At 73.6% G+C, this 24,733-nt stretch carries 19 protein-coding genes and 3 pseudogenes; all 22 read left to right on the top strand.

Features of this window, described 5'->3' with window-relative positions; all coding sequences use genetic code 11:
* Window positions 1–39: 39 nt before the first annotated feature.
* The 22 genes and pseudogenes from ET495_RS01925 (at window position 40) to trmD (ending at window position 24,729) form a co-directional block, all read left to right on the top strand.
* Entirely contained in the window at window positions 40–501 is a 462-nt protein-coding gene (locus tag ET495_RS01925) for a PNPOx family protein (protein ID WP_129202181.1), read from the top strand.
* 112 nt (window positions 502–613) lie between these two features.
* The gene (locus tag ET495_RS01930; protein ID WP_245993243.1) at window positions 614–1,348 is read left to right on the top strand and encodes an SDR family oxidoreductase; all 735 of its coding nucleotides are present in this window, start codon (window positions 614–616) and stop codon (window positions 1,346–1,348) included.
* A 58-nt stretch (window positions 1,349–1,406) separates the two neighbouring features.
* The gene (locus ET495_RS01935) at window positions 1,407–1,769 is read left to right on the top strand and encodes a hypothetical protein (RefSeq protein WP_129202185.1); all 363 of its coding nucleotides are present in this window, start codon (window positions 1,407–1,409) and stop codon (window positions 1,767–1,769) included.
* A gap of 174 nt (window positions 1,770–1,943) precedes the next feature.
* Window positions 1,944–5,309, top strand: a complete 3,366-nt coding sequence (gene ileS, locus ET495_RS01940; RefSeq protein ID WP_129202187.1) for an isoleucine--tRNA ligase — start codon at window positions 1,944–1,946, stop codon at window positions 5,307–5,309.
* Between the two features lie 190 nt (window positions 5,310–5,499).
* Window positions 5,500–6,846, top strand: a complete 1,347-nt coding sequence (locus ET495_RS01945) for a bifunctional folylpolyglutamate synthase/dihydrofolate synthase (RefSeq protein ID WP_425471182.1) — start codon at window positions 5,500–5,502, stop codon at window positions 6,844–6,846.
* Between the two features lie 120 nt (window positions 6,847–6,966).
* Window positions 6,967–7,974 (top strand): dihydroxyacetone kinase subunit DhaK, encoded by a 1,008-nt coding sequence (gene dhaK / locus ET495_RS01950; RefSeq protein WP_129202191.1) that lies wholly within the window; start codon window positions 6,967–6,969, stop codon window positions 7,972–7,974.
* 37 nt (window positions 7,975–8,011) lie between these two features.
* Window positions 8,012–8,676: pseudogene (gene dhaL / locus ET495_RS01955) on the top strand (dihydroxyacetone kinase subunit DhaL).
* Between the two features lie 10 nt (window positions 8,677–8,686).
* Complete coding sequence (gene dhaM / locus ET495_RS01960; protein ID WP_245993245.1) at window positions 8,687–9,283, top strand: dihydroxyacetone kinase phosphoryl donor subunit DhaM; 597 nt, start codon at window positions 8,687–8,689, stop codon at window positions 9,281–9,283.
* Between the two features lie 197 nt (window positions 9,284–9,480).
* On the top strand, window positions 9,481–9,921 hold the full coding sequence (locus ET495_RS01965) for a DUF4233 domain-containing protein (RefSeq protein WP_129202193.1): 441 nt from the start codon (window positions 9,481–9,483) through the stop codon (window positions 9,919–9,921).
* A gap of 86 nt (window positions 9,922–10,007) precedes the next feature.
* Window positions 10,008–10,460, top strand: a complete 453-nt coding sequence (ndk, locus tag ET495_RS01970; RefSeq protein ID WP_129202195.1) for a nucleoside-diphosphate kinase — start codon at window positions 10,008–10,010, stop codon at window positions 10,458–10,460.
* 52 nt (window positions 10,461–10,512) lie between these two features.
* A pseudogene (gene smc / locus ET495_RS01975) lies at window positions 10,513–14,090 on the top strand (chromosome segregation protein SMC).
* 112 nt (window positions 14,091–14,202) lie between these two features.
* Entirely contained in the window at window positions 14,203–14,541 is a 339-nt protein-coding gene (locus ET495_RS01980; protein WP_129202197.1) for a hypothetical protein, read from the top strand.
* A 31-nt stretch (window positions 14,542–14,572) separates the two neighbouring features.
* A complete protein-coding gene (ftsY, locus tag ET495_RS01985) occupies window positions 14,573–15,739 on the top strand; it encodes a signal recognition particle-docking protein FtsY (protein ID WP_129202199.1) in 1,167 nt (388 codons plus the stop codon).
* A gap of 151 nt (window positions 15,740–15,890) precedes the next feature.
* A complete protein-coding gene (locus tag ET495_RS01990) occupies window positions 15,891–17,195 on the top strand; it encodes an ammonium transporter (protein ID WP_129202201.1) in 1,305 nt (434 codons plus the stop codon).
* Window positions 17,192–17,533, top strand: a complete 342-nt coding sequence (locus ET495_RS01995; protein ID WP_129202203.1) for a P-II family nitrogen regulator — start codon at window positions 17,192–17,194, stop codon at window positions 17,531–17,533. Before ET495_RS01990 ends, ET495_RS01995 begins: the two co-directional genes overlap by 4 nt.
* A gap of 53 nt (window positions 17,534–17,586) precedes the next feature.
* Window positions 17,587–19,379: pseudogene (locus ET495_RS02000) on the top strand ([protein-PII] uridylyltransferase family protein).
* Window positions 19,380–19,526: 147 nt separating this feature from the next.
* Window positions 19,527–21,131, top strand: a complete 1,605-nt coding sequence (gene ffh, locus ET495_RS02005) for a signal recognition particle protein (RefSeq protein WP_129202205.1) — start codon at window positions 19,527–19,529, stop codon at window positions 21,129–21,131.
* A gap of 150 nt (window positions 21,132–21,281) precedes the next feature.
* Window positions 21,282–22,406 (top strand): amidohydrolase family protein, encoded by a 1,125-nt coding sequence (locus ET495_RS02010; RefSeq protein WP_129202207.1) that lies wholly within the window; start codon window positions 21,282–21,284, stop codon window positions 22,404–22,406.
* Window positions 22,407–22,577: 171 nt separating this feature from the next.
* Complete coding sequence (gene rpsP, locus ET495_RS02015; protein WP_129205835.1) at window positions 22,578–23,006, top strand: 30S ribosomal protein S16; 429 nt, start codon at window positions 22,578–22,580, stop codon at window positions 23,004–23,006.
* On the top strand, window positions 23,006–23,245 hold the full coding sequence (locus ET495_RS02020) for an RNA-binding protein (protein ID WP_129202209.1): 240 nt from the start codon (window positions 23,006–23,008) through the stop codon (window positions 23,243–23,245). Before rpsP ends, ET495_RS02020 begins: the two co-directional genes overlap by 1 nt.
* Before the next feature lie 123 nt (window positions 23,246–23,368).
* Complete coding sequence (gene rimM / locus ET495_RS02025) at window positions 23,369–23,929, top strand: ribosome maturation factor RimM (RefSeq protein WP_129202211.1); 561 nt, start codon at window positions 23,369–23,371, stop codon at window positions 23,927–23,929.
* A gap of 2 nt (window positions 23,930–23,931) precedes the next feature.
* Complete coding sequence (gene trmD / locus ET495_RS02030; protein WP_129202213.1) at window positions 23,932–24,729, top strand: tRNA (guanosine(37)-N1)-methyltransferase TrmD; 798 nt, start codon at window positions 23,932–23,934, stop codon at window positions 24,727–24,729.
* The last annotated feature ends 4 nt before the right edge of the window (window positions 24,730–24,733 follow it).

A 24,733-nucleotide genomic window follows, 5' to 3' on the forward strand; every position in this document is an offset into this window, starting at 1 on the left:
CGACGTGCATCCGTGCTCGTCCACCGGCAGAGTGTGCACATGGCAGTCAGCCCTCGTGTCGCGCCCCTGATGAAGCGCGTGAACCCGCACATGGTGAAGTTCGCGAAGCGGGTGCCGCCCTGGGTGGTGATCACGCACGTGGGGCGCGTCTCGCACCGCACGTTCACGACGCCGCTGGTCGCGTTCGCGGCACGCGAGCCGCTCGACCTGTCCGTGACCGCCGCACCCGGGCTGCCCGTCGAGACCAAGGGGGTGCGCGACATCCTGGTCGCGATCCCGCTGCCGTGGGGCGACGACACCGACTGGGCGCAGAACGTGCTCGCGGCCGGCCGGTTCGAGCTCACGCGCAAGGGCGTCACGTACAGCGTGACCGAGCCGCACGTGGTCGACGCCGAGGAGGCGTCGCGCGTGGGCGTCAAGGCCGCGGCTGCGACGCGCCTGCTCGGCGTGGGCACGTTCCTCGTCGGAACGCTCCACACGACGACGCTGCCCGATCTGTGAGGGCGGCTCTCGCCGCGCGACGTCGCGCCGGCAGCGGGCGCTCGCGTCGCTAGCATGCGGGCATGACCACGAGCGCCACCGACCCCGCCGTTCCCGCCCCCGCCGCGTCCTGGTGACGGGGGCCTCGTCCGGGATCGGGGCCGCGACCGCGCGCCGGCTCGCCGCGGACGGCTGGTCCGTCGTCGCGGCCGCGCGCCGCGCCGACCGCCTGGCGTCGTTGGGCGACGGCATCGAGGCGTACCCGCTGGACGTCACGTCCGACGACGCCGTCGCGGCTCTCGCCGCGCACCTGACGGCGACGGGCGGGCTGGACGCCGTCGTCAACAACGCGGGCGGCGCGTTCGGGCTCGACCGCGTCGAGGACGCCGACCTGGCCCAGTGGCAGCGCATGTACGACGTCAACGTGCTGGGCGCGCTGCGCGTGACCAAGGCCGTCCTGCCGCTGCTGCGCGCGTCGGCCGCCGTGACGGGCGGTTCCGACGTCGTCGTGCTGACGTCGACGGCGGCGTACGCGACCTACGAGGGCGGGTCCGGGTACACGGCCGCGAAGCACGCCGAGCGCATGTTCGCCACGACGCTGCGCTGGGAGCTCGCGGGCGAGCCGTTGCGCGTGGTCCAGATCGCGCCGGGCGCGGTCGCCACCGAGGAGTTCTCGCTCGTGCGGTTCGACGGCGACGCCGCCCGCGCGGCGGCGGTGTACGAGGGCTACCAGCCGCTGGTCGCCGACGACGTCGCGGACGCGATCGCGTGGACCCTGTCGCGGCCCGCGTACGTGAGCATCGACGAGCTCGTGATCCGGCCGCGCGCGCAGGCCAGCAACTGGAAGACGGTGCGCAACGGCGTGTGAACCGTCGCACCGACATATCGGCTGGCGGTATCGGGGGCGCGGCCACGGGTGGGTTCGCATGAGTCCACGATGGGCGGAGCCGGAGCCCTGGGACCCGCCGTGGCGGCCCTTCCCACGGACCCGGTTCGAGCGCTCGGCGCGGTTCTGGGTGAACGCCTACCCGCTGCGGTGGCGCGAGGCGCACGGCGACGAGCTGCTCGGAGTGCTCGAGGAGGTCGTGCGCGCCGGCGGCGGTTCGCCCCCGCGGCGGCCCCGGCCGGTGACCGGCAGGCTTCCGCCGCCGTGGGGCGCGTGCGTCCGCCAGGTCGACGGCCGGTCGTCGACGGCCGGTACGATGGCCCGCACAGGCACCGATCCGGCCATCACCGGGGAGCCTCCGGAAGAAGGGCGGCATCGCCGCTTGGTAGAACCGGACGGGTAGGCCCGTCACAGCCTCGAACGAGCGGTCGGCCCCTCGTCGTCGCACCCTGGTGGTGCGCCCGGCGTCGGGACGGCAAGCGGGGTGGTACCGCGGCGCGCGGCCTGCCGGACCGGCAGCGGCGAGCGTCGTCCCCGCAGTGTCCCGCCGCACTCTCGTTCGAGGAGCACCGCTTCCATGGCCTACCCGCTGCATCGCACGCCGTCGTCGGACGCCACGCAGACCCCCGGCACCCCGCCTGCGCCGGGCATCCCCGCGTCCCCGGACCTGCCCGCGCTCGAACGTGAGGTCCTCGACTACTGGGCACAGGACGACACGTTCCAGGCGTCGGTCGAGAAGAACGAGGCCGGTGAGCAGGGCAGCAACGAGTTCGTGTTCTACGACGGCCCGCCCTTCGCCAACGGCCTGCCCCACTACGGCCACCTGCTGACCGGCTACGCCAAGGACGTCGTCCCGCGCTACCAGACCATGCGCGGACGCCGCGTCGAGCGCCGCTTCGGCTGGGACACCCACGGCCTGCCCGCCGAGCTGGAGGCCATGAGCCAGCTCGGCATCAAGACCAAGGACGAGATCCTGGAGCTGGGCCTGGAGAAGTTCAACGCCGCCTGCCGCGAGAGCGTCCTGAAGTACACGGGCGAGTGGCGCGAGTACGTGACCCGTCAGGCCCGCTGGGTCGACTTCGACAACGACTACAAGACGCTCAACCTGTCGTACATGGAGTCCGTGATCTGGGGCTTCAAGCAGCTGTGGGACAAGGGGCTGGTCTACGAGGGCTTCCGCGTGCTGCCCTACTGCTGGAACGACCAGACCCCGCTGTCCAACCACGAGCTGCGCATGGACGACGACGTCTACCAGGTCCGCCAGGACCCGTCGGTCACGGTGGGCTTCCCGGTGACGGCCCCCGCCGCCGGGCAGGACGTGGTCCGCGAGGGCGACCTGCTCGTCATCTGGACGACGACGCCGTGGACGCTGCCGTCCAACCTGCTGGTCATGGTCGGGCCCGACGTCGAGTACGTCGTCGTCGAGTCCTCGTTCACGGGCGAGGCGCGCCGCTACGTGCTGGCGGCCGAGCGCGTGGCCGCCTACGCCCGCGAGCTGACCGACGAGGGCAACGAGGCGCCGACCGTCGTCGGCCGCCTGACCGGCGCCCAGCTCGCCGGGACCGCGTACCAGCCGCCGTTCTCGTACTACGCCGGCCACCTCAACGCCCACCGCGTCGTCGAGGCCGACTTCGTCACGACGACCGACGGCACCGGCCTGGTCCACAACGCGTCCGCGTTCGGTGAGGACGACAAGGTCGTCGCCGACCGCGAGGGCATCGAGCCCGTGATCCCCGTGGGCCCCGACGGCAAGTTCACGTTCCCCGTCGTCGACTACGAGGGGCTGCAGGTCTTCGACGCCAACGCGCTCATCATCGACCACCTCAAGGCCCGCACCCGCGCCGACGGCGGCGCGCTCGGCGCCACCACCGACGGCACCGTGCTGGTGCGCCGCGAGCAGCACGCGCACTCCTACCCGCACTGCTGGCGGTGCCGCCAGCCGCTCATCTACATGGGCGTGTCGTCATGGTTCGTCGAGGTCACCAGGATCAAGGAGCGCATGCTCGCGCTCAACGAGGGGATCGCCTGGACGCCCGACCACATCCAGCACGGCATCTTCGGCAAGTGGCTGGAGAACGCCCGCGACTGGTCGATCACCCGCAACCGGTTCTGGGGATCGCCCGTGCCGGTGTGGAAGTCGGACGACCCGCGCTTCCCGCGCATCGACGTCTACGGCTCCCTGGAGGAGCTCCAGCGTGACTTCGGGGTCGAGGTCACCGACCTGCACCGGCCCTACATCGACCGCCTGACCCGCCCCAACCCGGACGACCCGACGGGCCAGTCGACCATGCGTCGCGTCGAGGACGTCATGGACGTGTGGGTCGACTCCGGCTCGATGCCGTACGCGCAGGTGCACTACCCGTTCGAGAACGCCGACTGGTTCGAGCACCACTACCCGGGCGACTTCATCGTCGAGTACATCGGCCAGACCCGCGGCTGGTTCTACACGCTGCACGTGCTCGCCACGGCCATCATGGACCGCCCGGCGTTCAAGTCGGCCGTCTCGCACGGCATCGTCCTCGGCTCCGACGGCCGCAAGATGTCCAAGTCGCTGCGCAACTACCCGGACGTCAACGAGGTCTTCGACCGCGACGGCTCCGACGCCATGCGCTGGTTCCTCATGGCCTCGCCCATCCTGCGCGGCGGCAACCTCGTGGTCACCGAGGACGGCATCCGCGACGCCGTCCGCCAGGTGCTGCTGCCGCTGTGGAGCACGTACTACTTCTTCACGCTGTACGCCAACAACGCGAAGGTCCTGGGGCAGGGCGCGGGTTACGTCGCCTCCCCGCTGACCGAGGACGGCGTCCCGGGCCTGCCCGCGATCGACCGCTACATCGTGTCGAAGACGCACGAGCTCGTCGCCGACGTCACCCGCCAGCAGGACGCCTACGACATCGCCGGGGCCTGCGAGTCCGTCCGCGTGTTCCTCGACGTCCTGACCAACTGGTACGTGCGCACCCAGCGCGACCGGTTCTGGGCCGAGGACGCCGACGCGTTCGACACCCTGTACACGGTGCTCGAAGTGCTGTGCCGGGTCATGGCTCCGCTCGCCCCGCTGCTGACCGAGGAGATCTGGCGTGGCCTGACGGGCGGTCGGTCGGTGCACCTTGCGGACTGGCCGACCCGGCGGGAGCGCTCGCGCGAGCAGGCGAGCCCCGACGGTGCGCTCGCCTCGTGGCTCGAGATCGACCTCCCGGACGTGCCCGGCACCCTCGACAGCGCGCTGGTCGCGGCCATGGACGAGGTCCGCGCCGTCGTCTCGACGTCGCTCGGCCTGCGCAAGGCCAACAAGCTGCGCGTGCGTCAGCCGCTCGCGAGCCTCACGGTCGCCGTCGACGACCCGGCGGCGCTCGCGGACTACGCCGGCCTGCTGCGCACCGAGCTCAACGTCAAGGACGTCACGCTGCTCACGCTGGACGCGGGAACCGCCGAGCGGTTCGGCATCGTCGAGCGCCTCGCGGTCAACGCGCGGGCCGCCGGCCCGCGCCTGGGCCGTGGCGTGCAGGCCGTCATCAAGGCGTCCAAGGCGGGTGCGTGGACGCGCGACGCCGCGGGCGCCGTCGTCGTGACGACCGACGACGGCGAGGTGCCGCTGCTGGAGAGCGAGTACGACCTGACGACCGTCGTCGGCTCGGGCGCCGAGGGCTCGGCTCTCGCCGCGGCCGTGCTGCCCGGCGGCGGGTTCGCCGTCCTCGACCTGGCCCTGACCCCGGAGCTGGAGGCCGAGGGCTACGCGCGCGACGTCGTGCGCGACGTGCAGGACGCGCGCAAGGCTGCCGGTCTGGAGGTCGCGGACCGCATCACGCTGACCCTGACGGTCCCCGCCGAGCGGGTCGCGGCGGTCGAGGCCCACCGCGAGCTGGTCATGAGCGAGACGCTCGCGACGGCGCTCACGGTGTCGGCCGCCGACGGCGACCGGACCGTGCAGGTCGCCAAGGCCTGAGCGCGCCGGTGGGTGGCGACGGGCTCACGAGCACTGAGCCCGTCGCCACCACGCCCCGGTCCGCTGCCGCGCGACGGCCCGCCTACGCTTGGCCCGTGAGCACCCAGGAACGCCGGCAGGACCGCCCGCAGGACCGCCCCCAGGACCGCCCCAGGACCGCAAGGCCGCCCAGGCCGCCGCCGAGGAGGCCGTGGCGCAGGAGTCCCTGCGCGAGGTGTACCGCGAGATCATGTCGCGCAACCCCGAGCACGACATCGACCCCACCCTCGACCGCGTGCGCCGGGTGCTGGAGCTGCTCGGCGACCCGCAGCGCGCCTACCGCGTCGTCCACCTGACGGGCACCAACGGCAAGACGTCCACGGCCCGCATGATCGAGTCGCTGGTCCGCGAGCACGGCCTGCGCACGGGCCTGTTCACCTCCCCGCACCTGACGAGCGTCACCGAGCGCATCCAGGTCGACGGCGCGCCGATCAGCGCGGCCCGGTTCGTCGAGGTGTGGGTCGACGTCGCGCCGTACATCGGCATGGTCGACCGTGAGTCGCAGGAGGCGGGCGGCCCGCGGCTGTCGTTCTTCGAGGTGCTCACGGTCATGGCGTTCGCGGCGTTCGCGGACGCACCCGTCGACGTAGCCGTCGTCGAGGTCGGCATGGGCGGCGAGTGGGACTCGACCAACGTCGCCGACGGCGACGTCGCGGTCGTCACGCCCGTCGGGATGGACCACCAGCGGTGGCTCGGGAACACGCTGGAGGAGATCGCGGTCACCAAGTCCGGCATCATCAAGGACGGCGCGACGGCGGTGCTCGCCGCCCAGGAGGACGTCGTCGCCGCGGTCATGCGCGACCGCGCCGCCGCCGTCGGAGCGCACCTGCTGCGCGAGGGGTTCGAGATCGACGTGGCCGGCAGGCAGGTCGGTGTGGGCGGGCAGGTCGTCGACCTGCGCACCCCGGCCGGCCTGTACACGGGCATCTACCTGCCGCTGCACGGCGAGCACCAGGCGCACAACGCGCTGCTGGCGCTCGCCGCGGTCGAGGCCCTGATGTCCGGCGGCGGGGCGCTCGACGCTGGCGTGGTCGAGACGGGCTTCGGCCGCGTCACGTCGCCCGGCCGTCTCGAGATCGTCCGCACCTCGCCCACCGTGCTGGTCGACGCCGCGCACAACCCCCACGGCGCCGAGGCGCTCGTGGCGACGCTCGACGAGGCGTTCGACTTCACGCGGCTGGTCGGCGTCGTCGGGATCATGGGCGACAAGGACGCCGAGGCGCTGCTCGCGATCCTCGAACCCGTGCTCGCCGAGGTCGTGCTGACGTCCAACTCCTCCGCCCGCTCCGCCGACCCGCGCGACCTGGCCGAGATCGCCAACGAGATCTACGGCGAGGATCGCGTCCACGTCGTCGACCGTCTCGACGAGGCGATCCAGGTCGCGGCCGACCTCGCGGAGCGCGACGACGCGGTCGGCGTCGGCGTCGGCACGGGCGTCCTCGTCACGGGCAGCGTGGTCACGGTCGCCGACGCTCGCGTCCTCCTCGGCCGGCGCTGACCCGCCGGCGCCGTACTCCCGGGGCCGATCTCGCGGGGCGCAGCGCGCGGGTGTGGAATGGCAGGTGGGACCCGGGGACGCAGGGCGCGGGTCGGTGGACGTGTCTGGAGGAGCGGATCGATGAAGAAGCTGCTGGATGACCCCGAGAACGCCGTCGTCGACTCGCTCACCGGGTTCGGCGCGGCGCACGCGGACCTGGTCGCGGTGCACGGGCTCGACGGGTCGGGTCCCGTGTTCGTCAGCCGCGCCGGCGGGGCCGTGGCCGGCAAGGTCGGGCTCGTCTCGGGCGGTGGCTCGGGGCACGAGCCCCTGCACGCCGGGTTCGTGGGCGACGGCATGCTCGATGCCGCCGTCCCGGGCGCCGTCTTCACCTCACCCACCCCCGACCAGATCGTGCCCGCGCTCCAGGCGGCCGACACGGGGGCCGGCGTGCTCGCGATCGTGAAGAACTACACCGGCGACGTCCTGAACTTCGAGACCGCCGTCGAGCTGGCGCAGGCCGAGGACGTCGAGGTCGCCACGGTCCTGGTGAACGACGACGTCGCCGTCGAGGACTCGTTGTACACCGCGGGCCGGCGCGGCGTCGCCGGCACGGTCGCGGTCGAGAAGATCGCCGGAGCGGCCGCAGCCCGCGGTGACGACCTCGCGGCCGTCGCGGCAGTCGCCGAGAGGGTCGTCGCCAACGTGCGGTCGATGGGCGTGGCGCTCGCCGCCTGCACGGTGCCGCACGTGGGCAAGCCGAGCTTCGACCTGGGGGACGACGAGATCGAGATCGGCATCGGCATCCACGGCGAGCCGGGCCGCCACCGCATCCCGAAGGCCCCGGCGGCGCAGATCACGCGCCTGCTGCTCGAGCCTGTCGCCGCCGACCTGGGCCTCGCCGCGGGTGACCGAGTGTTGCTGTTCGTCAACGGAATGGGCGGTACGCCGCTGTCCGAGCTGTACGTGGTCTATGGTCGGGCGCGAGCTCTTCTCGAGGCACGGGGCGTGACGGTGGCTCGCTCGCTCGTGGGCAACTACGTGACGTCACTCGAGATGCAGGGCGCGTCGATCACCGTGCTGCGGCTGGACGACGAGCTCGAACAGCTCTGGGACGCCCCCGTGCACACCCCCGCGCTCCACTGGTGAGGGCACACACGGTCCGGACGGAGACAGGGAGCAGGCTATGGCGCTCGACGCCGCGTGGGCGAGACGGTGGGTCGTGGAGTCGGCCGCGGCGATGGCCGCAGCCCGGGACGAGCTGACCGAGCTCGACCGCCAGATCGGCGACGGCGACCACGGCGCCAACCTGGACCGCGGCTTCCGCGCGGTCGAGGCCAAGGTCGCCGAGACGCCGTCGCAGGGCCCCGACGGCGCCGCCGAGCACGTGGGCGCGGTGCTCAAGCTCGTCGCGACGACACTCATGTCGACCGTCGGGGTGCCTCGGGCCCGCTGTACGGGACGGCGTTCCTGCGGGCCGCGAAGGTGACGGCCCGCGCCGAGCTCGACGCGTCGACCGTCGTCGCGCTGCTCGAGGCGGCGCTCGAGGGCATCGAGGCGCGCGGCCACGCCACGCCGGGGGAGAAGACGATGGTCGACGCGTGGCAGCCCGCGGTCGACGCCGCGGCGGCGCTCGGCGGGGACGACGCGGTCGCGGTGCTGCGTGCGGCCGCGGACGCGGCGGACGCGGGTGCGACCGCCACGATCCCGCTCGTCGCGACCAAGGGCAGGGCCTCGTACCTCGGCGAGCGCTCCGCGGGGCACGAGGACCCCGGAGCGCGCTCGACGGCGCTGCTGCTGCGCGCCGCCGTCGCCGCGGCCGACGGCACCGGGACGGCGTCCGAGGGCTAGCGTGCCGCCGATGACCGTCGCCCTGGTGCTGGTCTCGCACTCCGCTCGCCTCGCGCGCGGAGTGGTCGAGCTGGCCGCGCAGATGGCGCCGGACGTCGAGATCGTGCCCGGCGCGGGCACGATCGACGGCGGCCTGGGCACGTCGCTCGACGTCGTGCAGGGGGCTGTCGAGCGAGCGCTCGCCGGGGCGGACGCCGTCGTCGTGCTCGCGGACCTCGGCTCGGCCGTCCTGACGGTGGAGACGGCGCTGGAGATCGACGAGGACGAGTGGTCCGGGCGGGTGCACCTGGTGGATGCTCCGTTCGTCGAGGGTGCCGTCGCCGCAGCCGTGGCGGCGCAGCAGGGCGCGGGCCCCGACGCGGTCATGGCTGCGGCGCGCGAGGCTGGCGAGTCGTTCGCGCCCGCCGCCGGGGCGCCGGGTGCTCCGGCCGACGCCGCCGGTCCCGTGGCGCACGACGACGAGGACGGCGTCGTGCGCGCGAGCGTGACCGTGCGCAACCCGTTGGGCCTGCACGCACGTCCGGCGGCGCAGCTCGCTCGCGCGATCGCCGACCTCGGCGTCCCGGTGTCGGTGGGGGAGCGGACGGGGCGAGCGTCCTGGCGCTGATCGCCCTGGGGCGAAGGGCGGCCAGAATCTCGAGGTCACGGCCCGGGGGAGCGGCGCGCGGGCCGCGGTCGACGCCGTCGTCGCGCTCATCGAGGGCGGGTTCGGCGAGGCCTGACCCGACGGCGCCGCCCACGGTGCCACGGCCCGGCCGGAGGCACGGCGTCGGAGCGCCGAGCCGGGCGGATACCCTGGGGACCGTGAGCAGCAAGGACAGGCCCGCACCGGGCGACCGCATCGCGCCCAAGAAGTCGGCCCTCGTGCAGTTCACGTCGCTGACGCTCCAGCTCGAGGCGTTCTGCGTGGCGTTCGCGGCCGTCGCGCTGTACGGGCTGCGCGGCAGCCTGTACGAGAAGGGGCCGATCAGCCTGTCCGACCCGACGGCGATCTGGATCGGCGGCGGTGTGCTGTTCGTCGCGCTGCTGGTGCTCTCGCGCCTGACGTCCCGCCCGGTGGGCGTCGCAGGCGGCACGCTCGCCCAGGTGCTCGTCATCGCGACGGGCCTCGTCCTGCCGATGATGTACCTGGTCGCGGCCGTGTTCGTGATCATGTGGGCGGCGTCGCTGCGCATCGGTGCGCGCGTCGACCGCGAGCGCCGCGAGTACGACGCCGCGCACCCCGAGACGGCGCCCAACGTCTGACGCCGTCACGACGCCGTGGGCGCCACCGGACGGTGTTCCCGGACGGTGACCGACGCGTCGTCGGGCCGTCCCGCTACCCTTCGGGCATGACGACGAAGACGACGCAGACAGACGGCCTCACCGTGGAGCGCACTCTGGTGCTGGTCAAGCCGGACGGTGTGCGCCGCGGCCTGTCCGGCGAGGTGCTGCGCCGGATCGAGGCCAAGGGGTACACGCTCGCGGCGGTCGAGCTCGTGCAGGCGACGCCCGAGCTGCTGGAGCGTCACTACGCCGAGCACGTGGACAAGCCGTTCTTCCGCGCGCTGGTCGACTTCATGCTGTCGGGCCCGACGCTCGCCGTCGTCGCCGAGGGCAACCGTGTCATCGAGGGGTTCCGGTCGCTGGCGGGTGCGACGGACCCGACGACGGCCGCGCCCGGCACGATCCGTGGCGACCTCGGCCGTGCCTGGGACGGACCGGTCATGCAGAACATCGTGCACGGCTCGGACTCCCCGGAGTCGGCGTCGCGCGAGATCGGCCTGTGGTTCCCGGCGCTCTGACCTTCGTGCGCAGTTCCGTGGTTCGCGTGCCGTGCGCGGATAGGGTGAGCCGGTGCATCTCAAGACGCTCACGCTGCGGGGGTTCAAGTCGTTCGCGTCCGCGACGACGCTGAGCTTCGAGCCGGGCATCACGTGCGTCGTCGGACCCAACGGGTCGGGCAAGTCGAACGTCGTGGACGCACTCGCCTGGGTCATGGGCGAGCAGGGCGCCAAGTCGCTGCGCGGCGGAAAGATGGAGGACGTCATCTTCGCCGGGACCGCGGGCCGGCCCCCGCTGGGCCGCGCCGAGGTGTCGCTGACGATCGACAACACCGACGGCGCGCTGCCGATCGACTACACCGAGGTCACGATCTCGCGCACGCTGTTCCGCAGCGGCGGGTCGGAGTATGCGATCAACGGCTCGGGCTGCCGCCTGCTGGACATCCAGGAGCTGCTGAGCGACTCGGGCATCGGCCGTGAGATGCACGTCGTGGTGGGGCAGGGGCAGCTCGACGCCGTGCTGCGCGCGAGCCCGGAGGATCGGCGCGGGTTCGTCGAGGAGGCCGCAGGAGTCCTCAAGCATCGCAAGCGCAAGGAGAAGGCGCTGCGCAAGCTCGACCAGATGGCCGGGAACCTGGCGCGCCTGACCGACCTGACGGCCGAGCTGCGCCGTCAGCTCGGTCCGCTCGGCCGCCAGGCGGAGGCCGCCCGCAAGGCCCGCACGGTGCAGGCGGACCTGCGTGACGCCAAGTCGCGGCTGCTGGCCGACGACCTCGCCCAGCTCGTGGCCCAGCTGGAGGCCGAGCGTGCGGACGAGGCGGCGGTGCGCGAGCGTCAGTCGGCGACGGAGGCGGCGCTCGCGGCGGCTCGCGCCGAGCTGGCTCGGCTTGAGGTCGCGGCGGCGGGCGCGACGACGGCGGCGTCGCACGCCGGTGACACCTTCCACGCGCTGGCCGCGCTGCGCGAGCGCCTGCGCGGCACCCAGACGCTCGCCCAGGAGCGTGTGCGCCTGCTGGGCACGGCGGAGCCCGAGCAGCGAGGCCAGGACCCGGCCGACCTCGAGGCGCAGGCCGAGCGCGCTCGCGCGGCGGAGGCCGAGCTGGTGCGTGAGGTCGAGATCGCGCGTGCGAGCCTGACCGCGGCGGTCGAGCGCCGCACCGCGGCCGAGGACGCCGCCGCGTCGGCCGAGCGGGAGCTCGCGGCCCTGCACCGGGGGCAGCCGATCGGCGCGAAGGGCTGGCGCGGCTCGCGGGGCAGGTCGCCGCGCGTCGCAGCCGCGTCGAGGCCGCCGACGCCGAGCTCGACCGCGTCCGCGTCGCGCTGGAGGAGGCCGAGCGCCGTGAGCAGGACGCGACGCGCGAGTTCACGGCCCTGGAGACGCAGGTGGTCGGCGTCGAGGCGGGCGAGGAGGGCCTCGACGCCGAGCACGAGGAGGCCGCCGACGCCGTCGAGCGTGCCGGCTCGACGGTGGCTGCGCTGGATGCGGAGGCCGCCGCGGCCGACCAGGATCGTGCGACGTGGTCGGCGCGCGTCGAGGCGCTGGCCCTGAGCCTCGACCGCAAGGACGGCGCCGGTGCGCTGCTGGCGGCCGACGCCCCCGGGGTGCTCGGCTCGGTCGCCGCGCTGCTGGGCGTCGAGGCGGGGTACGAGGACGCGGTCGCGGCCGCGCTGGGGCCGCTCGCGGACGCCGTCGTGGTCGCGGACCTGGATGCGGCGGTGGACGCGCTGCGGCTGCTGCGCGACGACGACGCGGGGCGTGCCGGTCTGGTGGTCGGGTCGCGAGGCGGCGGCGGCGACGCGCCGCGCCCGCTCGAGCCGCCGCCTGGTCCGGTCGCCGGGCGGCTCGTCGTGGACGTCGTGACCGCGCCCGGCCCCGTCGCCGCCGCCGTCCGCGCGCTGCTGGAGGGTGTCGTGGTGGTCGAGGACCTGGCGCAGGCACGAGCACTGGTCGCCGCGCACCCGCACGTCGTCGCCGTGACGCGCGCGGGCGATCTGCTCGGTGGGGTGCGCGCCGCCGGTGGTTCGGCCGCTGCGCCGAGCGTGCTGCACCTCCAGGCGGCGCTCGACGAGGCACGCGCGCACGCCGACGACGCCGCCGCGCGTGGCGAGCGTGCCCGCTTCGCGCTGGTGGGCGCCCGCGAGGAGCTCGACGGCGCGCAGCGCCGCTATGACGAGACGCTCGAACGGCTGCACGAGTCGGACGCGGCGCTGGCCGCCGTCGCCGAGCAGCTCGGCACGCTCGGTTCGGCGCAGCGTGCGGCGCGCGCGGAGGCCGACCGGCACCGGTCCACGCTCGCGCAGGCCGCCGAGCGGCGGGCGTCCGACGAGGCCGAGCTGGCCGCGCTCGCGCGGCGGCTCGAGATCGCGGAGGCCGAGCCGGGCGAGTCCGAGGATGCGGTCGCGGCGGCGACGAGCGCGCGCGGGCAGGCGCAGGACGCGGCGACCGCCGCGCGTGCGGCCGAGACGGAGGCACGGCTGGCACTGCGCACCAGCGAGGAACGTGCGCGTGCGGTCGCGGGCCGCGCCCAGAGCCTTGCTCGCGCCGCCCAGACGGAGCGCGCCGCGCGCGAGCGGGCCGCGGCCCGCGCCCGCGCCCGCACCGCGCAGGCACTGGTCGCGGCGCAGGTGCGCGACGACGCGACGCTCGCGCTGACGGCGCTGGCCCGGTCGGTCGAGCGCGCCGCCCAGGAGCGTGCGGCGGCCGAGGAGGCACGCACCGCGCGCGCCCACGAGCTCGACGCCGTGCGCGCCGACGTGGAACGGCTGGCGGGCGAGGTGCGCGACCTGACCGACGTCGCCCACCGTGACGAGGTCGCGCGGGCTCAGCAGGTCGCCCGGCTGCAGCAGCTTCAGGAGCGCGCGACCGACGAGCTGGGGACGGATCCCGAGGCGCTCGTGGAGGAGTTCGGGCCCCACCGCCTGATCCCGGTGGCGGACCCGGCCGCTCCGGACGGCGACGACGCCCCGGCGCCCGAGGGCCGCCCGTACGTGCGCGAGGAGCAGGAGGCACGCCTCAGGCAGGCCGAACGAGCCCTCGCCCGCCTGGGGACGGTCAACCCGCTCGCCCTGGAGGAGTTCGCCGCCCTGGAGGAACGCCACCGGTTCCTCACCGAGCAGCTCGCCGACCTGAAGAAGTCGCGGCAGGACCTGCTGCAGATCGTCGAGGACATCGACGAACGGGTCGAGCAGGTGTTCGCCGAGGCGTTCCGCGACACGGCGGCGATGTTCGAGCGGGTGTTCCCGACGCTGTTCCCGGGCGGCGAGGGCCGGCTCGTGCTCACCGACCCGTCCGACCTGCTCGCGACGGGGATCGACGTCGAGGCGCGCCCCGCGGGCAAGAAGGTCAAGCGCCTGTCGTTGCTGTCGGGGGGCGAGCGGTCCTTGACCGCCGTCGCGTTCCTGGTGTCGATCTTCAAGGCGCGCCCGAGCCCGTTCCTCATCATGGACGAGGTCGAGGCCGCGCTCGACGACGTCAACCTGGGCCGCCTGCTGGAGATCTTCCGGGAGCTTCAGACGCACTCGCAGCTCATCGTCATCACCCACCAGAAGCGCACCATGGAGGTCGCGGACGCCCTGTACGGCGTGACGATGCGCGGCGACGGCGTGACGACCGTCATCTCGCAGCGCATGCGCGAGCCCGCGGAGGCGTGAGCCCCCGGGCGAGCCGGGCCGCGAGGTCCGACCACGAATCTCCACAGGATCCGGCGGCCTTTCGTCACGCGGTGTCCCGGTCGGTGTCGGCGGGGTGCGAGACACTGAGGGCATGCTCACCTTCGTCGTGTGGTCCCTCGTCGCGGTGTTCCTGGTGACTGCCGTCTTCCTGGTCGCGAACGTCATGGCTCGCACCGACGGCGTCCCTGGCGACGTGCAGCCCGGAGGTGGTCTCGGGGACTTCTGGCGCAGCTTCCGCGCCGGACTGCGGCATTCGCGGCGCCGCCGCTCCGACGCACCGGTCGACACCGACCTCGAGGCGTTCTTCGCCGGGACGGTCGAGGAGGGTCCGGCGTACGTGGACGCGGAGCAGATCACCGACGTCCTCACGCGTGCGCGGCAGCAGGCGTCGCGTCAGCTCCACGTGGGCACGGCGCGCGCCCCCGACTGAGGTCGCCGGGCCGTCTGGGACACTGGTGCGCGTGACCGACGTCCTGCCTTGGCTCATCCCTCTGATCGTCGTCGTGGTCCTCGGGGCCGTCGCGGCGTACGTCCTCCCGCGGACCCGGCGCGACGCGCAGCAGCCGCCCGCCGTCGATCGGCCTGCGGTCGCCGAGCAGCCCGCGGCGGGAGCCGTGGCGGAGCACGAGACACCGCTGCCCGACGACGATGCCGGGCCCTCGCCGGTCGAGGCTCGCGTCGCCTCGCCGATCGAGCACCCCGAGCCGGCTGCCGGACGGCTCGTGCGGCTGCGCGACCGCCTCGCGCGCTCGGGTTCGCCGCTCGGCGCCCGCCTGCTCGCCGTGCTCTCGCGCGACCACCTGACCGAGGACGACTGGGACGAGCTGGAGGAGACGCTGCTGCTCGCCGACGTCGGCGCGGGCCCGGCGGGTGAGCTCATCGACGCGCTGCGTACGCGCGTGCGCGTCCAGGGGGTCAGCGACCCCGCCGCCGTGCGCACCATGCTGCGCGAGGAGCTCATCGCTCTGGTCGACCCCACGATGGACCGCACGCTGCACACCGACGGCGCCGAGCCGGGCACGCCGGGCGTCGTCCTCGTCGTCGGCGTCAACGGCACCGGCAAGACCACGACGGTCGGCAAGCTCGCCCGCGTGCTGGTCGCCGAGGGCAAGGCGGTCGTGCTGGGCGCGGCCGACACGTTCCGCGCCGCGGCCGCCGACCAGCTCCAGACGTGGGGCTCGCGCGTCGGCGTGCCCACCGTGCGCGCGGACCGCGACGGCGCGGACCCCGCTGCCGTCGCGTTCGACGCCGTCAAGCAGGGCAAGGCGGACGGCGTCGACGTCGTGCTGGTGGACACCGCGGGGCGTCTTCAGAACAAGGCCGGGCTGATGGACGAGCTCGGCAAGATCACTCGTGTCGTGACGCGGGAAGCCCCGCTGACCGAGGTCCTGCTCGTGCTCGACGCGACGACGGGCCAGAACGGCATGCAGCAGGCGCGCGTCTTCGGAGAGGTCGCCGGGGTGACGGGCATCGTGCTGACCAAGCTCGACGGCACCGCCAAGGGCGGCATCGTCGTCGCGGTGCAGCGTGCGCTGGGCGTCCCGGTCAAGCTCGTCGGGCTCGGCGAGGGTCCCGACGACCTCGCGCCGTTCGACGCCGCGCAGTTCGTCGACGGCATCCTCGGGTAGCCCAGGGCCCGTCAGCGGGGCGGTGAAACCCAACGTTTACCGGCAGCGGTCCACCGTGACACCGCCGTAACTCCATCGGGTCCGTCCGGAAACGGTCTCCCATCACGGTTGTCCCAGACCGGCCGCCGCGGCTGGCAAGGGGAGGATCAAGATGGATTGGGACACCGGGAATGCCGCGTGGATGCTGATGTCAGCGTCCCTCGTGCTCCTGATGACGCCGGGCCTGGCGTTTTTCTACGGCGGCATGGTGCGTGGCAAGTCCGTTCTGAACATGATGATGATGTCGTTCGGCGCGATCGGCGTCGTCGGCGTCATCTACGTGCTGTGGGGCTGGTCGATGTCCTACGGCTCGAGCGTCGGCGGGGTCTTCGGCAACCCGTTCGACCAGTTCGGTCTCTCAGGCACGCTGGTCGCCGACGGCGCACCCGTCCCGGGCCTGGGCAACTATCCGCAGGCGATCGACGTCGCCTTCCAGGTGACGTTCGCGATCATCACCGTCGCGCTCATCTCGGGCGCCCTGGCCGACCGCACCCGGTTCAGCACCTGGCTGGTGTTCGCCGGGGTCTGGGCCACGCTCGTCTACTTCCCGATGGCCCACATGGTCTGGGGCGGCGGGCTGCTGTCGGGCTCGGAGTCGGGTCTGGCCGCGAAGATCTTCGGGGTGACCGACGGAGCGGCGACAGTCGCCCCGATCGACTTCGCCGGCGGCACGGTCGTGCACATCAACGCCGGTGTCGCGGCGCTCGTGCTCGCGCTGATCATCGGCCAGCGCAAGGGCTTCGGCAAGGAGCCCATGCGCCCGCACAACCTGCCATTCGTCATGCTCGGCGCGGCGCTGCTGTGGTTCGGCTGGTTCGGCTTCAACGCCGGTTCGGCCTTCGGCGCGAACGAGACCGCGGGCCTCGCCTGGGTCAACACGACGGCCGCGACCTGCGCCGCGATGCTCGGCTGGCTCCTGACCGAGCGCATCCGTGACGGTCACGCGACCTCGCTCGGTGCCGCCTCGGGCGTCGTGGCCGGCCTGGTCGCCATCACCCCGGCCGCCGGCGCGCTCAACCCTGTGACCTCGCTGGTCCTGGGCGTCGTCGCCGGTGTGCTCTCGGCGCTCGCCGTCGGCCTGAAGTACAAGTTCGGCTACGACGACTCGCTCGACGTCGTCGGCGTCCACCTGGTCTCCGGCTTCTGGGGCACCATCGGGGTCGGCCTCCTGGGCGACAACGTGGGGCTGCTGCTCGGCGGCGGTATCCGGCAGTTCGTCGTCCAGCTCGTCATCGCGGTCGCGGCGATCCTCGTCTCCGGCGTGCTCACCTTCGTCATCGGAACGATCCTCAAGAGGACGATGGGCTGGCGAATCGGCGAGGATGCCGAGGTGGGCGGCATCGACCTGACCGAGCACGGCGAGTCCGCGTACGAGACGATCACCGCTGGTTCGATCATCAAGGAGATCCGCGCATGAGCAAGCTCGTCACCGGCATCATCCAGCCGCACCGCCTCGACGACGTGAAGTCGGCCCTTGAGGCCGCCGGAGTCCGCGGCATGACGGTCTCCGAGGCCAGCGGCTACGGGCGGCAGAAGGGCCACACCGAGGTCTACCGCGGCGCCGAGTACACCGTCGACCTGGTCCCCAAGGTCCGGATCGAGGTGCTCGTCGCCGACGAGGACGCCACGTCCATCGTCGACGTCGTGGTCGCCGCCGCGCAGACCGGCAAGATCGGCGACGGCAAGGTGTGGGTCGTCCCGGTCGACGACGTCGCCCGGGTCCGCACCGGAGAGCGCGGCGACAGCGCGCTCTGATCCGTCACCTGGTGGTTGAGCCTGTCGAGACCACCCCCGAGCGAAGGGGAACGATGGTCTCGACAGGCTCAACCGTCGGCGACGCGGCCGGCCGGGGCCCCGTGGTGGGCCTGCGCGAGGAGTTGCTCACGCTGGCCACGACGCTGACCGGCCCGGGCCGGTCGGGCGTGGCCCGCCGCTCGGCGCTGGTCCAGGCCGTCACCGATCGGCTCGGGGCGCTGTACGCGGAGGCGACAGCCCAGGTCGACGGGTCCGGGCTGGCCCTCGCGGCCGTCGGCAGCCTCGCGCGCGGCGACCTCGGGCCGATGTCCGACGTCGACCTGGTCCTCGTGCACGACGGTCGCACCCACCCGGCGGACGAGCTCGCTCGGGTCGCCGAGCGGCTCTGGTACCCGCTGTGGGACTCGGGGGTCGACCTCGACCACGCGGTGCGGTCGCTGCACCAGACGCGCCAGGTCGCGTCGTCCGACCTCGCGGCCGCCGCAAGCTGGCTCGACGTGCGGCCCGTGGCGGGCGACGCCGTCGTCGTGCACCGGGCCGCGTCGGCGATCCTCACCGACTGGCGGGCCGCCTCCCGGCGGCGCATGCCCGAGCTGCTCGCCTCGGTCAAGGAGCGTGCGCAGCGTTCGGGGAGCTCGCCTACCTCGTGGAGCCCGACCTCAAGGAGTCGCGCGGCGGCATCCGGGACGCCGTGCTGCTGGCCGCCCTCGCTGCCACGTGGCTGACCGACCGCCCGCACGGGGCCGTCGACCGCGCGTACGCCCACCTGCTCGACGTGCGCGACACACTGCAGGTGGTGACCCGACGGCGCACGACGCGGCTGTTGCTCGCGGACCTCGACGAGGTCGCCGCGCGCTGCGGCCACGACGACCCGGACGAGCTGCTCGCCTCGCTCGCCGAAGCGGGGCGGGAGATCGCCTACGCGCTCGACTCCACGGTGCGCCGGGCCCGTCAGGCGCTTCAGCCGCCGGGCGCGATCCGGCGCACGCTGGTCGTGCGCGGCCGCCGGACGCCCCCGCGGCTGCGCTCGGCGGGCGACGGGCTCGTGGAGCACGACGGCGAGCTCGTGCTCGCGATCGACGCGAACCCCGCGTCCGACCCGGTGCTGCCGCTGCGCGCGGCGGCGACGGCCGCGCGCAGCGGGCTGGCGTTGTCGCCCGTCACGGTCGGCTCGCTCGCGCTGGCGGCGCCTGTGCCCGTGCCCTGGCCTCGCGCCGCTCGCCAGGCGTTCCTTCAGCTCCTGGGCTCGGGGCCCGCGCAGGTCCCGGTGTGGGAAGCGCTCGACCTCGCGGGCATCGTGACCCGCTGGATCCCCGAGTGGGCGGACGTCCGCAACCGCCCGCAACGCTCGCCGGTCCACCGGCACACCGTCGACCGTCATCTCGTCGAGACGGTCTCGCGTGCTGCAGGCGTGCGACGCGTTCAGGCCGATCCCGCGGCCGTGCGGTCCGAGGTGCTGCTGCTGGCCGCCGTCCTGCACGACATCGGCAAGCGCCGCGGGGCGCTCCATGCCGACCACGCGCTCGAGGGCGCGCGCCTGGTGCCCGGCATCCTGGCGCGCATGGGCGTCGACGACGCCGTGGCGCGCGACGTCGAGCGGCTCGTGCGCCACCACCTGGTGCTCGCCGACCTGGCGACCCAGCAGGACCCGGACGACCCGGCGACCGTCGCGGCCCTGCTGACGGCGGTCGACCACCGCGGGGACCTGCTCGCCGAGCTGCGCGCGCTGACGCAGGCAGATTCCTCGAGCCTGGGGTCGAAGAACGGGTGGACGCCGTGGCGCGCCCGGCTCGTCGACGGGCTCGTCGCGCGGGCACGCGAGGCGCTGGAGGCAGGGGCCGGCTGACCGGTGCCACGCCCGCGGGTCGTGCGTGCGGAGCCTGCGGGTGGTGTTCGTCGTCGACAGGCTCGACCATGCGCGCGGGTCGCCCGGTAGTCTGTGACACCGTCCCAACCGCTCGACTGCTGTCGAAGAACCCTGAGGACCGCACTGGTGTTCAACTCCCTGTCGGACCGGCTCACCGCGACGTTCAAGAACCTCCGTGGCCGGGGGCGTCTGTCCGAGGCGGACATCGACGCGACCGTGCGCGAGATCCGCCGCGCGTTGCTCGACGCCGACGTGGCCGTGCCCGTCGTGCGCGAGTTCGCCGCGGCCGTGCGCGAGCGCGCGCTCGGCGTCGAGGTCTCGGGGGCGCTCAACCCGGCGCAGCAGGTCGTCAAGATCGTCAACGAGGAGCTCGTCGAGATCCTGGGCGGCGCCACGCGCACCCTCCAGCTCGCCAAGGTGCCTCCGACGGTCATCATGCTCGCGGGCCTCCAGGGCGCCGGGAAGACGACGCTCGCAGGCAAGCTGGCGCACGCGCTCAAGCAGCAGGGGCACACGCCCGTGCTGGTCGCGGCCGACCTCCAGCGTCCCAACGCGGTCACGCAGCTGTCGGTCGTGGCCGAGCGCGCGGGTGTGCCGGTGTTCGCGCCGCACCCCGGCAACCAGGGAGCGGAGACCGACGCCGTCATCGGCGACCCGGTCGGCGTCGCGCGCGACGGCGTCGCGTACGCGCGCGAGAAGCAGCACGACGTCGTCATCGTCGACACCGCCGGACGCCTGGGCGTCGACGCCGTGCTCATGCAGCAGGCCTCGGACATCCGCTCGGCGATCAGCCCCGACGAGGTGCTGTTCGTCATCGACGCGATGATCGGTCAGGACGCCGTCAACACCGCGACGGCGTTCCTCGAGGGCGTCGACTTCACGGGCGTCGTGCTGTCCAAGCTCGACGGCGACGCGCGCGGCGGTGCTGCGCTGTCGGTCGCGAAGGTGACCGGCCGGCCGATCATGTTCGCGTCCACGGGCGAGAAGCTCACCGACTTCGAGGTCTTCCACCCCGACCGCATGGCCGGGCGCATCCTCGACATGGGTGACGTGCTGACGCTCATCGAGCAGGCCGAGCGCGCCTTCGACGCCGAGCAGGCCGAGAAGATGGCGGCCAAGGTCGCACAGGGCAAAGACTTCACGCTCGCCGACTTCCTGGTGCAGATGCAGCAGATGAAGAAGATGGGCTCGATGAAGAAGATGCTCGGCATGCTGCCGGGCATGGGTCAGATGCGCGAGGCCATCGAGAGCTTCGACGAGCGCGAGGTCGACCGCATCGAGGCGATCATCCACTCGATGACGCCCGGTGAGCGCGAGAACCCGAAGATCATCAACGGTTCGCGCCGTGCGCGCATCGCCCGCGGCGCGGGCACGACGACGACGGCCGTCAACCAGCTCCTGGAGCGCTTCGACGGTGCACAGAAGATGATGCGGCAGATGTCGCGCGGGGGCGGGATGCCCGGGATGCCTCCGATGCCCGGCATGCCTGGTGCGGGCAAGCGCGCGGGCGCTCGCCAGGCACCGCAGAAGAAGGTCAAGGGCAAGTCGGGCAACCCGGCCAAGCGTGCGCAGCAGGAGCGCGAGCAGCTCCAGCGGGCTCTGGGCGGCGGCCCCTCCGCTCCCGCCGCACCCAAGGGATCGTCGTTCGGTCTCGGGGGCGCGGCGGCCGAGGCGTCGGTCGACCCGTCCACGCTCGACCTGCCCGACGACCTCAAGAAGCTGCTCGGCTGAGGTTCCGGCCCCGGCAGCGTTCGGGCCCGGGCAGCGGGCGGGACGCCGGACCGCGGTCGGCGACCGCCGCTGATCGGCGTTCTGGCCGACCTCGCGCGAGTCGGCCGTAGGCACTCCCGGCGGGCCGACGGCGCGACTACGCTGCGCGACATGGCCGTCCCGCACGTACCGCTCCATCTGACGGGCCACGTGGTGCTCGACGACGACCACGAGACCGGCGAGGTGTTCGTCCGTGACGGACGCCTGCACCTGACGCGCCCGGCACCGCAGGTCGGAGCCGTGCGGCGGCTCGAAGGATGGGTGATCCCGGGTCTCGTCGACGTTCACAGCCATCTCGGGCTCGGCCCGGACGGCGGCGTCGACCTCGAGACCGCGACCGAGCAGGCGATAGCCGACCGGGACTCGGGCGTGCTTCTGGTGCGCGACGCCGGCTCACCCCTCGACACCCGTCCGCTCCAGCGTCGTGCCGACCTGCCACGGCTGGTCCGCGCCGCCCAGCACATCGCCCGGCCGAAGCGGTACCTGCGCGGGTTCGCGGTCGAGCTCGACGACGTCGCCGCGCTGCCCGGCGCCGTGCGCGCGCAGGCACGCGCGGGTGACGGCTGGGTCAAGATCGTGGGGGACTGGATCGACCGGGACCTCGGGGCGGGCGCCGACCTCGCGCCCCTGTGGCCGGCCGACATGCTGGTCGAGGCGGTCGCCGCCGCGCACGCCGAGGCCGCGCGCATCACGGTCCACACGTTCGCCGCCGAGGCGGTCGACGACCTGCTCGCGGCGGGGGTCGACTGCATCGAGCACGGCACGGGAGTCACGTCCGACCAGGCGCACACGCTCGCCGCGCGGGGCGTCCCGGTGACGCCCACGCTGCTACAGATCGAGCGCTTCGCGGCGATCGCCGACCAGGCCGAGGGCAAGTACCCGGTCTACGCGCGCCGCATGCGCGCACTCCACGCGCGCCGGTTCGAGCAGGTCCGCATGCTGTTCGACGCGGGAGTGCCGCTGCTCGTGGGCACCGACGCGGGCGGTTCCATCGGCCACGGGCGCATCGCGCAGGAGTGCGCGCTGCTCGTCGCGGCGGGCATCCCCGCGGCCGAGGTCGTCGCGTTCGCGAGCTGGCGCGCGCGGCGCTTCCTCGGCTTCGGCAACCTCGCCGACGGCGCCGCCGCCGACCTCGTGGTGTATCCGGACGATCCGCGCCTGGACATCGGGGTGCTGGCCCACCCCACGGCCGTCGTCCTGCGCGGGCAGGTCGTGGCAGGCACGGCGGTCGAGTAGGGCGCGCCCGGGTTGGGCGGTGACCGCGGCGTCTGGCACAATGTCGGGGTACTCGGCGTGCCCAGGCCCCTCTCTCCTGCGTGACGCCGCGTCTAGACCCTGAACCACCGCTCGGCCCCACGAGCACGTGCGCCGGGGTCGCCCATCCCAGAACCAGGAGTGACCACAACAGTGGCCGTCAAGATTCGCCTCAAGCGCCTCGGCAAGATCCGGGCCCCGTACTACCGCGTCGTCGTCGCGGACTCGCGCACCAAGCGCGACGGTCGCGTCATCGAGGAGATCGGCAAGTACCACCCGACCGAGGAGCCGTCGCTCATCGAGATCACCTCGGAGCGTGCGCAGTACTGGCTCGGCGTCGGCGCGCAGCCGACCGAGCAGGTGCTCGCCCTGCTCAAGGTGACCGGTGACTGGCAGAAGTTCAAGGGTCTCCCGGGCGCCGAGGGCACCCTGAGGACCAAGGCGGGCAAGGCCGACGCCGCATCGGCGATCGAGGCCGCCGCCGCCGAGGCCGAGAAGGTCAAGGCCAAGGCCGCCGAGGCCAAGGCTGCGGCTCCGGCCGAGGCCGCCGACGAGTCGGCCGAGGCTGAGGCCGAGGCCTGATGCTTGCCGAGGCCCTCGAGCACCTGGTGCGTGGCATCGTCGACAACCCGGACGACGTCCGGGTTGCCGTCAAGCCGCTGCGCCGCGGCGATCTGCTCGAGGTCCGCGTCCACCCGGACGATCTCGGCCGCGTGATCGGCCGGGGCGGGCGCACCGCCAAGGCGCTGCGCACCGTCGTCGGAGCTCTCGCGACCGACGGTCCGGTGCGGATCGACGTCGTGGACGTCGACCGCCGCTGAGCACCCGCACGACGACGGGGCCCGATCCGTGAGGATCGGGCCCCGTCGCGCGTCCGGGGCCGCGTCCCGCGAAGGACCCACGGCGCCCGTAGCCTGGTCCCATCCGACCCCAGAGGAGTCACCATGCAGCTTGTCGTCGCACGGATCGGGCGCGCCCACGGGCTGCGCGGCGAGGTGGCGCTCGACCTGCGCACCGACGACCCCGAGACGCGGCTCGCCGTGGGCGAGCGGATCGCGACCGAGCCGGCGCACCTCGGCCCGCTCACGGTGCAGTCGGCGCGCGTCCACCAGGGGCGCTGGCTGGTCCGGTTCGCCGAGTCCGGCGATCGCACCGCGGCCGAGGCGTTGCGCGGCGTCGAGCTCGTCGTGGAGGTCGACGCCTCCGACGAGGAGGACGCCTGGTACCCGCACGAGCTGCGCGGCCTGCGCGCCGAGCTGACGGACGGCACCGTCGTCGGCGAGGTCGTGGCGCTGGAGCACCTGCCCGCCCACGATGCGCTCGAGATCCGCGAGACGGGCGGCGAGCGGACGCTCGTCCCGTTCGTCACCGCGATCGTGCCCGTGGTCGACGTCGCGGGCGGTCGCGTGGTGCTCGACCCGCCCGGCGGGCTCCTGGCACGCGACGCCGCCGACCTCGTGGTGGACGACGAGCCGACACGCGGCGCCGACGGCACGGAGGGCTGAGCGTGCGCATCGACGTCGTCACCGTCTTCCCCGACTACCTCGCGGCCCTCGACCTGTCGCTCATCGGCAAGGCGCGTCAGGCAGGACTGCTCGACCTGCGCGTCCACGACCTGCGCGAATGGACCACCGACCGGCACCGGACGGTCGACGACACCCCGTTCGGCGGAGGCGCGGGCATGGTGATGCGGCCCGACGTGTGGGGCTGCGCGATCGATGCCGTGCTGGACGGTGACCCCGCCGGGCACCTGGTGATCCCGACGCCGTCGGGTGAGGTGTTCACGCAGCGGCACGCCGAGGCGCTCGCCGCCGAGCAGCACCTGGTCGTCGCGTGCGGCCGCTACGAGGGGATCGACGCCCGCGTCGCCGAGCACTATCGCGCCGCGGGCCGGCGCGTGAGCGAGGTGTCCATCGGCGACTACGTGCTCAACGGGGGAGAGGTCGCGGCGCTCGTGCTCGTCGAGGCGGTCGGGCGGCTGCTTCCGGGCGTCGTCGGCAACCCCGAGTCGCTCGTCGAGGAGTCGCACGGAGCCGCCGGGCTCCTGGAGTACCCCGTCTACACCAAGCCGCCCGTGTGGGACGGGCTGGAGATCCCTGAGGTGCTGCTGTCGGGGCACCACGCGCGCATCGACCGCTGGCGGCGCGACCGTGCCCTGGAACGCACCGCCCAGCGGCGCCCCGACATGGTCGCGGCGCTCGACGTCGCGCGCCTCGACAAGCACGACAGGGCGCTGCTCGCCGACCTGGGCTGGGACGAGGTCGACGGCCGGCTTCGGCGCCGGCCGGGCGCTGTGGCAGAATAGGTCG

The organism is Xylanimonas allomyrinae (genome assembly GCF_004135345.1).
Taxonomy (GTDB): Bacteria; Actinomycetota; Actinomycetes; order Actinomycetales; family Cellulomonadaceae; genus Xylanimonas; species Xylanimonas allomyrinae.

Excerpts from the sequence above, each read along its gene's own strand:
- ET495_RS01925 (WP_129202181.1), top strand. The coding sequence starts at position 40 with ATGGCAGTCAGCCCTCGTGTCGCGCCCCTGATGAAGCGCGTGAACCCG.
- ET495_RS01935 (WP_129202185.1), top strand. The coding sequence starts at position 1,407 with ATGAGTCCACGATGGGCGGAGCCGGAGCCCTGGGACCCGCCGTGGCGG.
- ileS (WP_129202187.1), top strand. The coding sequence starts at position 1,944 with ATGGCCTACCCGCTGCATCGCACGCCGTCGTCGGACGCCACGCAGACC.
- dhaK (WP_129202191.1), top strand. The coding sequence starts at position 6,967 with ATGAAGAAGCTGCTGGATGACCCCGAGAACGCCGTCGTCGACTCGCTC.
- dhaM (WP_245993245.1), top strand. The coding sequence starts at position 8,687 with ATGACCGTCGCCCTGGTGCTGGTCTCGCACTCCGCTCGCCTCGCGCGC.
- ndk (WP_129202195.1), top strand. The coding sequence starts at position 10,008 with ATGACGACGAAGACGACGCAGACAGACGGCCTCACCGTGGAGCGCACT.
- ET495_RS01980 (WP_129202197.1), top strand. The coding sequence starts at position 14,203 with ATGCTCACCTTCGTCGTGTGGTCCCTCGTCGCGGTGTTCCTGGTGACT.
- ET495_RS01990 (WP_129202201.1), top strand. The coding sequence starts at position 15,891 with ATGGATTGGGACACCGGGAATGCCGCGTGGATGCTGATGTCAGCGTCC.
- ET495_RS01995 (WP_129202203.1), top strand. The coding sequence starts at position 17,192 with ATGAGCAAGCTCGTCACCGGCATCATCCAGCCGCACCGCCTCGACGAC.
- ET495_RS02010 (WP_129202207.1), top strand. The coding sequence starts at position 21,282 with ATGGCCGTCCCGCACGTACCGCTCCATCTGACGGGCCACGTGGTGCTC.
- ET495_RS02020 (WP_129202209.1), top strand. The coding sequence starts at position 23,006 with ATGCTTGCCGAGGCCCTCGAGCACCTGGTGCGTGGCATCGTCGACAAC.
- rimM (WP_129202211.1), top strand. The coding sequence starts at position 23,369 with ATGCAGCTTGTCGTCGCACGGATCGGGCGCGCCCACGGGCTGCGCGGC.